Genomic DNA, 14,797 nt, shown 5'->3' with positions numbered 1-14,797 from the left:
GAACTTCCATTTACCAGACAATAATATCCACGATACGGAAGAAGTAACCGGGATCACCCGCCTGTTTTCCCGCTGGTTTCCGCCACTCCCCCCTCCGCCGGGGCACCGTTCACAGGAGAACCATCATGGCCGTTGAAGTAACCGACTCCTCCCCCGCGGAGGGAGCGGAGCACATCCTGACTCCCGAAGCACTGGAATTCATTGAAGAACTCCACCGCCGCTTCCGCAGCACCCGCGACGAGCGCCTGGCCTCCCGCGCTGTCCGCCGCCGGGAGGTCTCGGCCAGCGGAACGCTGGATTTCCTTTCCGAAACCGCTGATATCCGCAGCGGTGACTGGAAGGTCGCCGAGGCGCCGGCCGCGCTGCAGGACCGCCGGGTGGAAATGACGGGTCCGGCGTCCCCCGCCAAGATGGCTATCAACGCCCTGAATTCGGGGGCCAAGGTATGGCTTGCCGACCTTGAGGACGCCTGCACGCCCACGTGGCACAACGTGGTGGATTCCCAAGTGAACCTTTACCGTGCAGCCCGCGGCGACCTTTCCTACACTTCACCGGACGGCAAGGAATACTCACTGCGCACGGACGTTCCGCTCGCCGTCGTCGTGATGCGCCCGCGCGGCTGGCACCTGCCGGAAAAACACCTGCTGATCGACGGCGAACCTGCCGTGGGTGCGCTGGTGGACTTCGGCCTGCACTTCTTCGCCAACGCGAAACAGCTGCTGGAAAACGGCCAGGGACCGTACTACTACCTGCCCAAGATGGAGAGCCACCTCGAAGCCCGCCTCTGGAACGATGTCTTCAGCTTTGCCGAGGAGTACGTGGACGTGCCGCAGGGGTCGGTCCGCGCCACCGTGCTGATCGAGACCATTCCGGCGGCCTTTGAAATGGAGGAAATCCTCTACGAACTGCGGGAGCACGCCTCGGGCCTGAACGCCGGGCGGTGGGACTACCTGTTCAGCATGATCAAGGTCTTCCGCGACGCCGGGAAGTCCTTCCTCCTGCCGGACCGCGCGGACGTGACCATGACGGCACCGTTTATGCGGGCATACACCGAGCTGCTGGTGAAGACCTGCCACCGCCGGGGTGCCTTCGCCATGGGCGGCATGGCTGCCTTCATCCCCAACCGGCGGGAACCCGAAACCACGGCAGCTGCGCTGGAAAAGGTGAAGGCGGACAAGACCCGGGAGGCCGGTGACGGTTTTGACGGTTCCTGGGTGGCCCACCCGGATCTGGTGGCCACCTGCATGGAGGTCTTCGACGGCGTGCTGGGCGACAAGCCGAACCAAGTGGACCGGCTGCGCGAAGACGTGTCGGTTACCGCCTCGGACCTGCTCGATGTCAGCACCGCCGGCGGGTCGATCACCGAGGCCGGGCTGCGCTCCAACCTGTACGTGGCCGTCAACTATGTGGCCATCTGGCTTTCAGGCAACGGCGCCGTGGCCATCCGCAATTTGATGGAGGACGCCGCCACCGCCGAGATTTCCCGTTCCCAGGTCTGGCAGCAGGTCCGGAACCACGTAGTCCTGGAGGACACCGGCGAGACCGTGACCGAGGACCTGGTCAGCCGGCTCTTGGCGGAGGAGACCGAGCGGCTCCGCGGCGAGGTGTCAGAGGAGATGTACACCGGGTATTTCGAGCCGGCCAGCAAACTGATCGGCTCGATCAGCCTCTCAGCGGATTACCCCGATTTCCTTACCCTTCCCGCTTACGAGCTGATCGACTAGGCGCGGGCCCGCAGGTACCCGCCGGACCACCGAGTGATGGCATTGTAGGCCTGCGCCCGGACCACCGGGGCAGAGAGGAACACGTCATGCATGGCGTTGGCTATCCGCACCACGCTGACCGAGGGGCCCAGCGATAGCGCCCGGTGGGCCACCACATTCACATCCAGGGCAACGTCGGATCGTTCGGCATCTTCAGACCAGCGCGGGTGCAGGTAGCTCTTGTCCGAGAGGAGCACCAGCACGGGCACGTTCAGCCGCAGCCCGGTGGCTACGGTGGCCTGAGCGGAAAACACCGCATTGAGGAACGCCACGGTCACCGGAAAGCCCCGGACCGGCCGCCATTGTGGGTTATAGTTCCATTCGCCGCTAAAAGCCGCGGACACCGTCCGGCTGTAGATGCCCGGATCCACCGGGGGCAGCGGCATCCGCGGCCGGCGCTGTGCCTGCATGCTGACCAGCGGGGAGATCATGCGGCGGGCCAGTTCCGTTGCCTGGAACTCCAGCCAGGGACTGTTCAGGATCAGTGCCGCGGCCCGTCCCGGGTGACGGTAGGCCCACGTGGATAAGGTGAGGCCGCCGGTGGAATGGCCCAGCAGGAGCAGGGGCCGGGCGTCCGCCGCACCCTGGCCCATGGCGTCCAGTGCCGCTTCCAGGTCCGCGTCGTAGTCGCTGAGGCTTTGCACATACCCCGGTTCCTGCCCGGGGCGCAGGCTGCGGCCGTAGTTGTGCAGGTCCAGGGCGAAGAACCGGGCCCCTTGCGCAGCCCAATAGCGCGCGAGCTCGGTCTGGAAAAAGTAGTCGGACCAGCCGTGCACGTACAGGACATCCAAGCCTTCGCTGCCGGCATCCACGCCGGAAAGCATCAGTTCCGGAACCTGCCGCACACCGGCGGGGAGTACCTCGTTTCCCGGGGCCGGTGTGTAGCGGACCAGGGTCGCAACGTTGCCGCCGGGAAGGTCCAGGGTGAGCTGCTCGAAGCCCTCTCCGAGGATGTCCGGCTCCCAGCCGCGCAGCGGCGGCCTAGCCACGGGATCCCGTGGCTGCCGGGTCCTCGAACAGGATCACCTGGCGGATGGCTTTCCCGTCCGCCAGGGTGTCCATGGCGGCATTGATGTCATCCAGGGTGATGGTCGAGGAAACCAGTTCCTCCACCGGGAGCTTCCCCTCCCGCCACAGCTGGGCGTAAACGGGGATGTCCCGGGCCGGAACCGCGGAGCCGAGGTAGCTGCCGATGATGGTGCGGGCCTCCGCGGTGAGGGTCAACGGCAGAATTTCGGCAGTTTGATCAGGAGCAGGCAGCCCCACCGTCACGGTGGTGCCGCCGGCAGCGGTGATCCGAACGGCAGTTTCAAACGCACGGGGGTGCCCGGCGGCCTCGATGACCAGGGCAGGGCGGATCCCGGCCTCGAGCGCCTCCTGCGGAGTGTAGACGGCGTCCGCCCCCAGTTCCCTTGCCCGGGCCAGTTTCTCCGGCAGGGAGTCGATGCCGATCACGCTGCGGACCTCCAGGGAAAGTGCGGTCAGCAGGGCTGCCATGCCGACGCCGCCAAGTCCCATCACGGCGACGTCGTCGTCCTTGCCCGGGCGGGCAGGGTTCAGCACCGCGCCGCCGCCGGTAAGCACGGCGCAGCCCAGCAGGGCCGCCACCTGCGGGGGGATGTCATCCTCCACCGGAACCACGGATTTACGGTTGACCACCGCGTGGCTGGCGAAGCCGGAGACCCCCAAGTGGTGGCGTATCTCCTCCCCGTCTTCGCCGTGCAGGCGCATGCCGCCGTCGAGCAAGGTGCCGGCGTTGTTGGCCGCCGAACCCGTAAGGCACGGCATTTTGCCGTCCGTGCGGCAACCGGCACATTCGCCGCAGCGCGGCAGGAAAGCCATCACCACGCGTTGGCCCACGGCCAGGTCTTCCACCCCCTCCCCCAGCTCCTCCACCCTGCCGGCGGCCTCATGGCCTAACAGCATGGGCAGCGGCCGGACCCGGCTGCCGTTCACCACGGACAGGTCCGAGTGGCACAGGCTGGCAGCTTCTATGCGCACGAGGATCTCTCCCGGGCCCGGAGCGTCGAGCATCAGGTCACGGACGGCCACCGGCCGGGACCGGGCGTAGGGGCGCGGGGCGCCAATGGTTTCCAGGACTGCGCCGCGGATGGACCTGCTGCCGTTGATAGCCATGAACTCTCCCTTGAAATCCCTGCCCTGCGGTCGCCGTGTTTCCGCCCGGCCGGTGCTGCGGCGCCCGTTCCTCCCGCCATTTGATCATGTCCAGGCGGATCCCACACGGCTTGGGTGGCTGCCGGGGGCAGATTCGTTTGGCAAGATTAGGGCCATGAGCCAGAGTTCCCGAACCGTACCGGCGCTGCCGGACAAAGACATCCGTGCCCTGAAGCGGGCCCTCGCCGCCGGCGACGTCACGGTCTTCGTGGACGGCACGGCACTGCGCCTGCCGGACACCGCCCGCGACGCCGTACTGGACCTGCTCTCGCGTCTTGCGGACGGGTCCCCCGTTACCCTGTCCACCGCGGCCCCCGCTCCCGCGGACGCCGGCCAGGACGCACCCCTGCCGGCCGGACCCATGCCTCTGCTGACTACCTCGCAGGCCGCCGCTGCTGCCGGAATATCGCACACCTACTTGCGGAACCTGACCGACGCCGGCATCATCCCGGTGGAGTACCGCGGTTCGCACCGCCGGATCCGGATGGAGGACGTGCAGTCCTGGCTGGAGTCCCAGCAGGCCGCGAAGGCCGCTAAGGAAGCCCGCCCGCAGGGCAACGCCGGCTGACCCGGAGAAGCGCCGGGGAACCGGTCCTGCAGCGGTCTGCCGGCACGCCGGATGGGCATCTATGCTGGGGCTGTGTCGGCGGACACCTCGCCGGCTGACCCTACTGACGGAGCAATACTGTGATCATCGGTATCCCCAAGGAAATCAAGAACAATGAATTCCGCGTAGCAATTACTGCCTCCGGCGTGCATGAACTGCGCACCCACGGCCATGAGGTGCTGGTACAGAGCGGTGCCGGCACCGGTTCCAATATCACTGATGCGGAATACACCGCGGCCGGGGCGCAGATCCTGGACTCAGCCGACGACGTCTGGTCCCAGTCCGCCATGGTCCTGAAGGTCAAGGAACCCATCGCCTCCGAGTACCGGCATTTCCGGCCGGGCCTGATCCTCTTCACCTACCTCCACCTGGCCGCCGAGCCAAAGCTGACCGCGGCACTCTTGGAAAGCGGTGTAACCGCCATTGCCTATGAAACCGTGCAGCGCGGACGCACCCTGCCCTTGCTTGCCCCCATGTCCGAAGTTGCCGGCCGGCTTTCGGTACAGGTGGGCGCCCAGTCCATGATGGCTCCGGCCGGCGGTCCGGGCCTGTTGCTCGGCGGGGTGCCGGGCGTGCGGCCCGCCAAAGTGGTGGTGCTCGGTGCCGGCGTGGCCGGCACCAACGCCGCTGCAGCCGCCGTCGGAGGCCATGCCGATGTCACGGTGCTGGACATCAACATTGACCGGCTCCGGGAGCTGGATGCGCTGTACGCCGGCCGGATCAAGACCGTAGCCTCCAACGCATTCGAAATTGAACGCGCAGTGGTGGACGCGGATCTGGTGATCGGCTCGGTCCTGGTTCCCGGGGCCAAGGCGCCCAAGCTCGTCACCAACGCCATGGTGGCGCGGATGAAACCGGGCAGCGTCCTGGTGGACATCGCCGTGGACCAGGGCGGCTGCTTCGAAGACAGCCACCCCACCACCCATGAGGATCCCACGTTCCGGGTGCACGGCTCGCTGTTCTACTGCGTTGCCAACATGCCGGGCGCGGTGCCCAACACCTCCACTTACGCGCTGACGAATGTGACCCTGCCGTATGCGGTGGCGCTGGCCAACCTCGGTGTTGCCGCTGCCTTCCAGAAATATCCGGACCTCGCGCACGGCCTGAACATCGCCGGCGGCAAGGTGACGCATTCCTCCGTCTCGGCAGCGCACGGCCTGGAACTTGCCGCCGACTGGCCGGAACTGGTCGCGTCCTAACCCGGCTCGGTACCCGGGTCCGCAGCCGTTCGCGCGGACCCGGGTACCGGCCACATTGGCGGGCTGTGCCCCGCTAGTGGACGGGGGCCGGGTGCTTCTCGACCGGACCGTGCAGCACCGGCTTGCCCAGCCTGGAAATAACGACGGCGCCCAGGGCCATGGGGAGCACAAACAGGAAGTAGAGGTCCCCGGCGCTCCAGCCGCCGTCGATCAGGGCGCCGGCAAGGATGGGCGAAATGATGGCCCCAAGCCGGCCCATGCCGATCACCAGGCCCAGCGCCGTGCCCCGGACCTCGCTGGTGTAGTAGGTGGGGCTAATGGCAAGCATCCCGGCAATCGGCGCGTTGGAGCCGAAGCCCACCAGCGCGGCGGCGAAGAGGGCCCAGCCCACTGATCCGGTGGTTGAATTCGCGAAGACCACAAAGGTTGCCGCTCCGGCCACAAAGAACACCGCCAGGACCTTGCGCATCGGGAAACGCGCACCGAACAGGCCCAGCGTTATGCCGCCGGCAATGGCGCCGACGCTGAAGAGGACACCGGCGTTGATCCCGTCCCGGGCAGTGAACCCGCTGGCCGTGATCAGCTTGGGTGTCCAGGAGTTCGCGAAGTAGAAACTGGCCATCAGGATGAAATAGGCCAGGGACAGCAGAATGGTGCGCCGTGTGTTGTAACCGGTGAGGACGTCGGCAAACCGAGAGGTCTTCCGCTGCACCGGTACGGCGTCCGGAAGGGCATCCGGAAGGGCATCCACTGGCGGCTGCCCTATTGAGCGCAGGCTGCGGTTGAGCTGCGCCAGTGCGTCCGCCGGGCGCCTGGCCAGCAGGAAATCCACCGATTCCGGGAACACCTTCATCACCAGGGGAATCATCAGGAAGGTTGCAACCGCTCCGAGCAGGAACGCGGACCGCCAACCATACTGGCTGATCAGCACGCCGCTGGCCAGCCCGCCCAGCACCCCGCCAATGGGCTGGCCGATGGTGACAATGGACAGGGCGGTGGAGCGCCGCTTTGCGTTGGAGAACTCCGAGGCAAAAACGCCGATGGTCGCCTGCAGTGTGCCAATGGCCAAGCCGGTGAGCAGGCGAAGAACCAGCAGCACCGCATAGTTCGGGGCAAAGAAGGACGCCAACATCCCCAGTCCGACAATGCACACACCGACCAGCATGGTGCGCTGCCGGCCGAAGATGTCGGCAACCGTGGAGACGAAGATGGAGCCCACCGCCATCCCCACCAGTGCTGCGCTGAGCAGGTAGCCCAGCTGCGCGCCGTTCAGCCCCCATTCTTCTTCCACATGGCTTGCACTGAAGGCCATCACCAGGACGTCGAAACCGTCGATCATGTACAAGGCTGTACAGATGGCAATGATGGCCACCTGCCGCCGACTCATCGGGGCTTCTTCGATCCGGTCCTTGATGTGCATCGTACAAAGCTATCTGAGGTGCTCATCACACCGGTATTCGGGTCCCCGGGTGACTGTACGGTGACGGGCGGTTCCGGCTCCGCCAAGCCGTCCGCCGCCATAATCCCGCTTGTCAGCGCCGGATAGTCCACCGTAAGCTGTCCTCTGGTCAAGACGTGGCCGAGGCCTGTTTCTGCACAGCCGCACCCTCTTTTAGACCCCAAGGAACAAGTGCCGTTTCGACACGTCAACCCCGACCAGTCCGGGAACTCCGACCAGTCCGGGAACTCCGAGCAGTCCGATTCCAGTCCCGGCCCTGATTCCGTTTCCGCATCCCACACCGCTCCGGCCACCCCGGGCTATTTCCCCCGGCTTCTGTCCGCTGCTGCCCATGTCACCCATGTAGCCTCCGACGGCGCCTTGGAACGCTTTGGCCTGAACCGAAACTCTTTCACCCTGCTCACTCTCCTGGCCGCAGCTGCAACGGGTGACGCCGTAAAGGACACCGCGCTGGCTGCAGGTACCAGGCAGCCGCTGCCGGCCGTCCGGCGGGAGTTGTCTTCCCTTGTTTCGTCCGGATATGCGGAACAGCGGGGCTGTGTGCCGGAGGACCCGGAGACGGCTGCCGGGACCGGCCCGGCTGTCTTGTCCTGGGCCGTCACCGAAGCCGGCCGCGAGGCCATCAAGTGCGCACAGCTGGCCGAGGCGGAGGTAACCCTGGACGCAGAGGACAGCCAGGAACTGCGCCGGGCGCTGCGGTCCCTGATCGCCTCCCTCGGTTTGGAGCATCCGGACCACTAGTCCCCGGCCAGTCCCGGGCCAGTCCCGGGCTAGGCCCGGACAAGGGCAGCCACCAGGTCCGTCCAGCCCTGCTCAAGCCGCGTCTGGTCCATTCCCGTCTCCCCGCGCAGATGAAGCAGCAGCCCGGCGTCCAGGAACGCCGCCAGCTGGTAGGCGGCAAGTTCGGGGTCCCGCACCGGACCCGCTTCCCGCAGCAACCCGGCCAGATGCGCCACGGCGAGGGCACGGGACGGATTCCGGTAGCGGGTTCGGGGGTCGATGTCGGCTGCCCGGGCCAATTCGCTGTTCACCATAAGGATCGACAGGCGTGCCGAGCCGAAGGCCTGCAACCGGGCGAGTGCCGGCGCGCCGGGCCCCAGCGGCGGCGGACCGGACATCCAGTCCGCGCGGAAACCGGCCTCCACGTGCTCCAGGAGCGCCTGCATCAGTCCTGACCGGCTGCCGAACCGGCGGAAGACCGTCCCTTTGCCCAATCCCGCCCGCTGGGCCAGGGCTTCCATGGTCAGCGCATCGGCGCCGCCTGCCGCCACGAGTTCCCGGGCCTCCTCCAGCAGGCGGAGCCGGTTGCGCTCCGCATCCCCGCGGATGCCGGACGGTACGGGATTGCTTGCCTCCATCGCGCAAGTGTAACCCGGAGGGAATATATCCGGACCGTGGTCCGTTTAAGCGATCGAAGACAGAACCGCGTTCGTGCCTGGGGGAATCGGCACGGCCTAGACAGGAGTTCCCTATTTTGAGCACCACCATCCTGACCCTCGTCGGAAGCCTCCGCGCCGGATCCATCAACCGCCAGCTCGCCGAAGTGGCCGCAAGCGGTGCCCCTGAGGGCGTTGAGGTGAAGGTATTTGACCGGCTGGGCGAGATCCCCTTCTACAACGAAGACATCGACGCCGAGGGTCTTGTCCCCGAACCCGCACTGGCACTGCGTGAAGCGGCTGCTGCCTCCGACGGCCTGCTGCTGATCAGCCCGGAATACAACGGCACCATGCCCGCAGTACTGAAAAACGCCATCGACTGGCTGTCCCGCCCCTTCGGCGCCAGCGCCGTGTCCGGAATGCCGACCGCCGTCATCGGTGCGGCCTTCGGCCAGTACGGCGGCGTATGGGCCCAGGATGATGCCCGGAAGTCCGTGGGTATTGCCGGAGCACGCGTCGTGGAGGAAGTACGCCTGGCGATTGGCGGCTCCGTTACCCGCTACGCGGAAATCCACCCCAAGGACGACCCCGAGACAGTGGCCCAGCTCAATGAAGCCGTCCGCGTCCTCGCCGAGGCTTCCATTTCCGTAGCCTAGGCGTCAAAACCGGCACCCTTCGCAGGACAAACGCAGAAAGGGACGGACCCACATGGTCCGTCCCTTTCTGCGTTTCTGCCGCACCGGTCCAGCGGACCCCGGCGCCTCAATACCAGGCCTGATCCGCCCACGCAGCATCCCGCAGATATTCGCGGGCCGGCCCAACATTCCACGCTTCACCGAAGGGTTCCAGCAGTCCGCTGTCCTTCATATCGGCCAGCAGATCTTCCGAGCAGCCCAGGACCAGACCCAGGTCTTGGGCGTCTGCCACCACTACCTCTTCTTGTTCGGCCACAGGCTGGGCCCCCTTCCCAATTGTGCGCACGTTTCAGCGCTTATCCAGCAGTACTGATTCCCGTTCCGGGCTCCAGGTGCGTGCGTACAGCCCCATGGCGGCTTCTTCCCGCAGGCTGAGACCAAGGCGGTTGAGGAGCATATGGGCTTGATATACCGTCAAGTGCTGGGCGCTACGGCTCAGCCGGGCCCTGTCCGCCCGGTAGAGGTAAGTGTCGATGCCGCGGAACCACCGGCGGCGCCAGTTTTCAACCGCCGATTCTGCTGCAGTGGCTGCCATTAGCCGGTGCGTCGGCATTACCTTGGCGCCTACCTGAACCGTCATTGCCTGCCGCACGCCTGCCGCCCGGGGGCCAAACCCGGCGGTGCAGCTGCGCAGGTGGCTGTCCCAGTAGTAGTCCCAGGACAAACGGCGCCGGTCCGGCCAGGCCGAGGCGCGGGGGCCCTTCATCATGCTCCGGGCCGCGTCGAAGAGCAGCAGCGACCCGAGCGCCCACCGGTTTTGGACCTTGGGGAAACGCGCGGTTGCCCAGCTGGCCAGATCCGAGGAAAGTTCAAATACTTCTTCGGCGAGGGACAGCCCCTCCACCCCGCCGTACTTTGCGAGGTCCGCTTCGATCCGCGGGTCCTGAGGCTCTCCGCCGCCCGGGCTCAGCCGGTCGGTGGCGGGTTCAGTGAGCTGCTGGCTGGTCTCCAGATGGCCGATCACTCCGCTGGATTGTTCCTGCAGGGCCGGCAAAAGCGACTGCAGCCGGTCCAAGGTCTCGGTGGTTGCCAGCACCCGTATCTTTACGTGCGCAAAGGCCGGATCCGAGCACCGGGTGAAATACCAGCGCTGGGCTCCCAGGACCTGCGCCTGCGCCGCCAGCGGGGTAACCAATTCTCCAATGATGCCGTCCGCTACATCGAAGCCCCCGGTATGGATGGAGAGTGACCACCAATGAGTGCCGGTTTGCGTCCGTGAGGCTGGTCGAACTGCAGCTAGCTGGCTCATGTGGATCTTTCCCCTCGGGGTTGGTTACCGCCGCTGGGGCGGGCCTGCATTGTTGTTATTTCCTGTGTTCGGCCCCTCGGGGGCCGATGGTTAGAACCAATCCCAGCTCTTCATGATTGCTGTCCCCCTTGAATCTCTTGGCTGTTGCTCAGCCGGCACCTTGATTTGACTCCGAAAGCTTCCCCCGCCGCTGACGCGTCTGTAAATAGGCTCCGCTGCCCTGTTCCGGACATGGCCGCTTCCGGCACCGGAACCCGGCATACCCGTGCCGAAATCGGACGCCTGAACGGGTATGCCCCACCTCTGCTTCCTGTACCGGCCGCGCCGCCGTCGTTGGCATTAACCGGACATGTCCGACTTTCCACAGTGTGTTGGCGACATAAAGCACTTTCGTAACGAGCGGACCGGAAACATGCTGTGCTGGGTAGGGTAGCCGTGGGGGCTTCAGCTTGCTGCTTTGAAAGGATTCGCCGTGCTGTCTCAGGTTTCGCTGGACGTCTACCGATTTGCCGTCAGCCGTCCCGGATGGACGGCTGAAGATGCATCGGAGGCACTGGGATACACCAGCCGCTCCATTGACGCGGCCATCGCCGAACTGACCTCCCGGTGCCTGCTGCTGGCGCAGGCTGCGGACTGCCCCAGCTACACCGCCGTTTCCCCTGACGTGGCACTGGCCGAACTGGTGGATCCGGACGAGCGGGCACTGCTGGAGCTGCGCGGCCGGATCAATTCCCGGCGCCGGGAAATGGCCGCCCTGACCCCCGCCTATGTGGAGGCACGCAAGCGGCTCGCGGCGGATTCCTCGGTGGAGGTGGTGGAGGACCAGGACAAGGTCCAGCGCGTGCTGATCGAATACGGGCGCAGCGCCACGGACCGCGTCCTGATTGCCCGCCCGGGCCAGGGGGCAAATGCAGACATCCACGAAGAGAGCGTGCAGAAGGACCTGGACCTGCTGCGCAGCGGCGTCCAGCGGCAGACGCTCTACCACTCCAGCACCCGGGACCACGTTCCCACCCGCAAGGCGGTGGAAACCATCACCGCGGCCGGCGGCCAGTTCCGCACACTTCCCTACATGCCGCTGCGGACACTGATTTTTGATGAAAAGGTCGCGGTGGTTGCCCGCCAGCTGCACCCCGGAGACGTTGCCGGCCTGGTCATCCGCGATCCCAACCTCATCCGCATCTTTGGCCTGCTGTTCGAGTTCGCCTGGGGCCTTGCCGAGCCGTTTCTCACGGAGAATCCGGCCCGGGACGAGCTGACCAGCACCCAGCGCTCGGTCCTGACCGCCCTGGCCGCCGGATATTCCGATGAAGCCATCGCCCGCCGGGTGGGTATCAGCGTCCGGACGTGCCGCCGGCACATTGCCTGGATGCTGGAGGAACTCGGGGCCGAGAGCCGGTTCCAGGCCGGAATCAAGGCCCACAAGGCCGGATGGATCTAGGGATGGGAACCTAGATCCAGCCAACAGTGTATGAAACAGCCGTTGCATAGAGGTCAACACCCGGGGTTAGCATGGGTGCCATGACCCGCGAGGAATTCTCCGATGCCGTAGAACTGCCCGTAGACACCATGGCCGCCCTGGAGCGGGCCGCCGGTGCGCACCGCCATGAGATGCTCTTCTCCAACCGCGCCTTCCACATCAAGCAGTCCGCGGTGCGGGACGTTTTCGACATCTCCATCCGGCCCGGGCTGATTTCCCTCGCCGGCGGCAGCCCTTACCTGCGCTCCCTGCCCCTGGAAGACCTGGGCGAGACCGCCCGGAACATCATTGCCCGGCACGGACTGGAGGCACTGCAGTACGGCGGCGGGCAGGGCATGGAGGACCTGCGGATGCAGGCCTGCAGGGTGATGGCAGCCGAGGGCATCCTCGACGCCGACCCGGCGGACATTGTGATCACCACGGGCTCCCAATCCGCCCAGGATGTCGCCGCGAAGGTGTTCTGCGATCCCGGCGACGTCATCCTCTGCGAGGACCCCACCTACGTCGGCGCCCTGAACGCGTTCGAGGCCTACGAGGTGGACGTCCAAACGGTCCCGATGGACGACGACGGCCTGCTCCCTGAGGCGCTGGAGCAGCGGATTGGCCAACTGCGCGCCGAGGGAAAAACCATCAAGCTGCTCTACACGATCCCCAGTTTCAACAATCCCAGCGGAGTCACGCTCAGCGCCGAACGGCGGCAGCTGGTGGTGGACATCTGCCGGCGGAACAACATCCTTGTTTTGGAGGACAACCCGTACGGCCTGCTGCGGTTCGACGGCGAACCCCTGGCACCCATGCGGGCCGGGAACCCCCAGGACGTGCTGTACCTGGGCTCGTTTTCGAAGATTTTCGCCCCCGGGGTCCGGCTTGGCTGGGCCCTGGTTCCCCGCCACCTCTACCGGCGGTTCTACCTTGCCTGCGAAGCCGTGGTGCTCTGCCCCTCACCGCTGACCCAGATGCTGGTCTCGGCCTACCTGCGCGACTACGACTGGATGGGCCATGTGAAGGATTCGCGGGCCCTTTACGCCGACCGCTGCGCCTCCATGCTCGCCGCCCTGGACGAGCACATGCCCGAGGGGGTTACCTGGACGCGGCCGGACGGCGGCTTCTTCATCTGGGTGACGCTGCCGGAGGGCGTGGACACCTATCCGCTGCTCTATGAAGCGATCGACGCCGGCACGGTCTTTATCCCCGGAGCTGCATTCACGCCCGGCGAGGGTCCGTCCAACAAGCTTCGGCTGGCCTTCAGCGCGGTGTCGTCGGAAGACATCGGCGAAGGGATCCGCCGGCTGGCCCCCATCCTCGTCAGCGCCGTCGGATCCGCCAAGGTCCGCTAGCGGCAGGCACGGTTCAGCGTCAGTCCAGCAGCAGTGCCGGTTCCTCGAGGATCGAGGCGACGTCGGCGATAAAGCGGGCCGAAAGGTCGCCGTCGACCACCCGATGGTCAAAGGAACCGCCCAGCGTGGTGACCCAGCGCGGGACCACCGCTCCGTCCACCACCCACGGCTTCTGCTTGATGGTCCCGAAGGCGACAATCGCCACCTCGCCCGGGTTAATGATGGGCGTGCCGGTGTCCAGGCCCAGCGAACCGAGGTTGGTGACGGTCATGGTGCCGCCCTGCATGTCCGCCGGGGGCGTCCGTCCTTCCCGCGCCGTGGCCGTCAGGTTGTTAAGCGCGACGGCGAGCTCCTTCAGCGATAGGTCCTGGGCGTCCTTGATGTTCGGCACCATCAGTCCGCGCGGGGTGGCAGCGGCAATACCGAGGTTCATGTAGTGCTTCACGAGGATCTCTTCCCCGGCCCACGCGGCGTTGACGAGCGGATTGCGGGCGGCGGCCCAGATGACTGCCTTAGCCAGGACCAGCAGCGGAGAAACCCGGATCCCCTCAAAGTCCCGGGAGGCCTTCAGCCGCTTCACGAACTCCATGGTCCGGGAGGCGTCCACGTCCACGAAGATGCTCGCGTGCGGTGCGCTGAACGCACTTTCCACCATGGCCCGCGCGGTGGCACGGCGCACGCCCTTGACCGGGATGCGTTCGATCCGCGCATCGGCTGCTCCGGTGCCGGTTGCGCCGGACGTCCCGGCGGCTTCCGGCGCCTGGTCGCGCCGGGCCTGGAAGCCCATCAAGTCCTGCTTGGTAACTTCACCGCTTGCTCCGGTGGCGGGCACCTCGGCAAGGTCGATGCCCAGGTCCTTTGCCGCCTTGCGCACCGGCGGCTTGGCAAGGACCCGCTGGACCAGCCGGTTGACCCGGTCCTGGACGGCGGTGGCGGCCGTCTCAACTGCGGCCTCAACGGGGGCCTTTGCCACCGTTTCTGCAGCAGCAGCCGGGGCCGCGGGTGCGGCCGGACGGCGGCGCTCCCGGCGGCGGACGGCGTCGGGCTTGGGGCCGGTGCCGGTGAGCGAGGCGGCGGGCGCCTCCCCCGTTTCAGGTGCCGGGGCGGCAGACGCTGCCGGGGCAGCCGGTGCGGGGGCGGCAGCCGGTACGGGGGCGGCAGCCGGTACGGGGGCGGCAGCCGGGGCGGGGGCAGATGCTGCACCTGGCGCGCCCACGGTGACGCTGATGATGGGCGTCCCCACGTCAACCGTTTCGCCTTCGGCCACCATCAGGGCGGAGACCGTTCCGGCGTACGGTGAGGGAAGCTCAACCAGCGACTTGGCGGTTTCGATTTCCACGATGACGTCGTTGACGGCAACCGTGTCGCCCGGCTGCACCTTCCACTGCACAATGTCGGCCTCGGTCAGGCCTTCGCCAACGTCCGGCAGGTTGAATGTCTTTTCAGTCATGGCTTCT

14 protein-coding genes are annotated in these 14,797 nt (G+C 66.4%); 7 read left to right on the top strand and 7 right to left on the bottom strand.

Features of this window, described 5'->3' with window-relative positions; translation table 11 throughout:
• Nucleotides 1-125 precede the first annotated feature (125 nt).
• The gene (gene aceB, locus QNN98_RS01860) at nt 126-1,724 is read left to right on the top strand and encodes a malate synthase A (protein ID WP_283996065.1); all 1,599 of its coding nucleotides are present in this window, start codon (nt 126-128) and stop codon (nt 1,722-1,724) included.
• Here aceB and QNN98_RS01855 read toward each other — a convergent pair.
• Nucleotides 1,721-2,752, bottom strand: coding sequence for an alpha/beta hydrolase (locus tag QNN98_RS01855; protein WP_283996064.1), 1,032 nt, complete (start codon nt 2,750-2,752; stop codon nt 1,721-1,723). The genes aceB and QNN98_RS01855 overlap by 4 nt on opposite strands.
• Entirely contained in the window at nt 2,745-3,899 is a 1,155-nt protein-coding gene (locus QNN98_RS01850) for an alcohol dehydrogenase catalytic domain-containing protein (RefSeq protein WP_283996063.1), read from the bottom strand. Before QNN98_RS01850 ends, QNN98_RS01855 begins: the two co-directional genes overlap by 8 nt.
• Before the next feature lie 154 nt (nt 3,900-4,053).
• Between QNN98_RS01850 and QNN98_RS01845 the strand changes: the two genes are divergently transcribed.
• Both QNN98_RS01845 and ald read left to right on the top strand, forming a co-directional pair.
• Nucleotides 4,054-4,506, top strand: coding sequence for a helix-turn-helix domain-containing protein (locus tag QNN98_RS01845; protein WP_227912116.1), 453 nt, complete (start codon nt 4,054-4,056; stop codon nt 4,504-4,506).
• Between the two features lie 119 nt (nt 4,507-4,625).
• Nucleotides 4,626-5,744: an alanine dehydrogenase gene (gene ald, locus QNN98_RS01840; protein WP_227912119.1), complete on the top strand. Its 1,119-nt coding sequence runs from the start codon at nt 4,626-4,628 to the stop codon at nt 5,742-5,744.
• A gap of 73 nt (nt 5,745-5,817) precedes the next feature.
• Here ald and QNN98_RS01835 read toward each other — a convergent pair whose 3' ends face one another.
• Entirely contained in the window at nt 5,818-7,164 is a 1,347-nt protein-coding gene (locus QNN98_RS01835) for an MFS transporter (RefSeq protein WP_283996062.1), read from the bottom strand.
• Between the two features lie 210 nt (nt 7,165-7,374).
• Between QNN98_RS01835 and QNN98_RS01830 the strand changes: the two genes are divergently transcribed.
• Nucleotides 7,375-7,944: a hypothetical protein gene (locus QNN98_RS01830; protein WP_283996061.1), complete on the top strand. Its 570-nt coding sequence runs from the start codon at nt 7,375-7,377 to the stop codon at nt 7,942-7,944.
• Between the two features lie 29 nt (nt 7,945-7,973).
• On the opposite strand, the gene QNN98_RS01825 is transcribed toward QNN98_RS01830, so the two are convergent.
• Entirely contained in the window at nt 7,974-8,561 is a 588-nt protein-coding gene (locus QNN98_RS01825; RefSeq protein WP_227925818.1) for a TetR/AcrR family transcriptional regulator, read from the bottom strand.
• A gap of 113 nt (nt 8,562-8,674) precedes the next feature.
• Here QNN98_RS01825 and QNN98_RS01820 point away from each other — a divergent pair, with 113 nt between their 5' ends.
• Nucleotides 8,675-9,235, top strand: a complete 561-nt coding sequence (locus QNN98_RS01820) for an NADPH-dependent FMN reductase (RefSeq protein WP_283996248.1) — start codon at nt 8,675-8,677, stop codon at nt 9,233-9,235.
• 106 nt (nt 9,236-9,341) lie between these two features.
• Here the strand turns inward: QNN98_RS01820 and QNN98_RS01815 are convergent, their stop codons facing one another.
• The gene (locus QNN98_RS01815) at nt 9,342-9,530 is read right to left on the bottom strand and encodes a hypothetical protein (protein ID WP_227912127.1); all 189 of its coding nucleotides are present in this window, start codon (nt 9,528-9,530) and stop codon (nt 9,342-9,344) included.
• A gap of 33 nt (nt 9,531-9,563) precedes the next feature.
• Complete coding sequence (locus QNN98_RS01810; RefSeq protein ID WP_283996060.1) at nt 9,564-10,523, bottom strand: lantibiotic dehydratase C-terminal domain-containing protein; 960 nt, start codon at nt 10,521-10,523, stop codon at nt 9,564-9,566.
• A 472-nt stretch (nt 10,524-10,995) separates the two neighbouring features.
• Here QNN98_RS01810 and QNN98_RS01805 point away from each other — a divergent pair, with 472 nt between their 5' ends.
• Both QNN98_RS01805 and QNN98_RS01800 read left to right on the top strand, forming a co-directional pair.
• Nucleotides 10,996-11,964: a helix-turn-helix transcriptional regulator gene (locus QNN98_RS01805; protein WP_227912131.1), complete on the top strand. Its 969-nt coding sequence runs from the start codon at nt 10,996-10,998 to the stop codon at nt 11,962-11,964.
• 80 nt (nt 11,965-12,044) lie between these two features.
• Nucleotides 12,045-13,340, top strand: a complete 1,296-nt coding sequence (locus QNN98_RS01800; RefSeq protein ID WP_283996059.1) for an aminotransferase-like domain-containing protein — start codon at nt 12,045-12,047, stop codon at nt 13,338-13,340.
• Between the two features lie 19 nt (nt 13,341-13,359).
• Here QNN98_RS01800 and QNN98_RS01795 read toward each other — a convergent pair whose 3' ends face one another.
• Complete coding sequence (locus QNN98_RS01795) at nt 13,360-14,790, bottom strand: dihydrolipoamide acetyltransferase family protein (RefSeq protein WP_283996058.1); 1,431 nt, start codon at nt 14,788-14,790, stop codon at nt 13,360-13,362.
• Nucleotides 14,791-14,797 lie beyond the last annotated feature (7 nt).

The organism is Arthrobacter sp. zg-Y1143 (assembly GCF_030125565.1).
Classification (GTDB): Bacteria; Actinomycetota; Actinomycetes; order Actinomycetales; family Micrococcaceae; genus Arthrobacter_B.
This window is presented reverse-complemented; position numbering and strand designations above follow the sequence as displayed.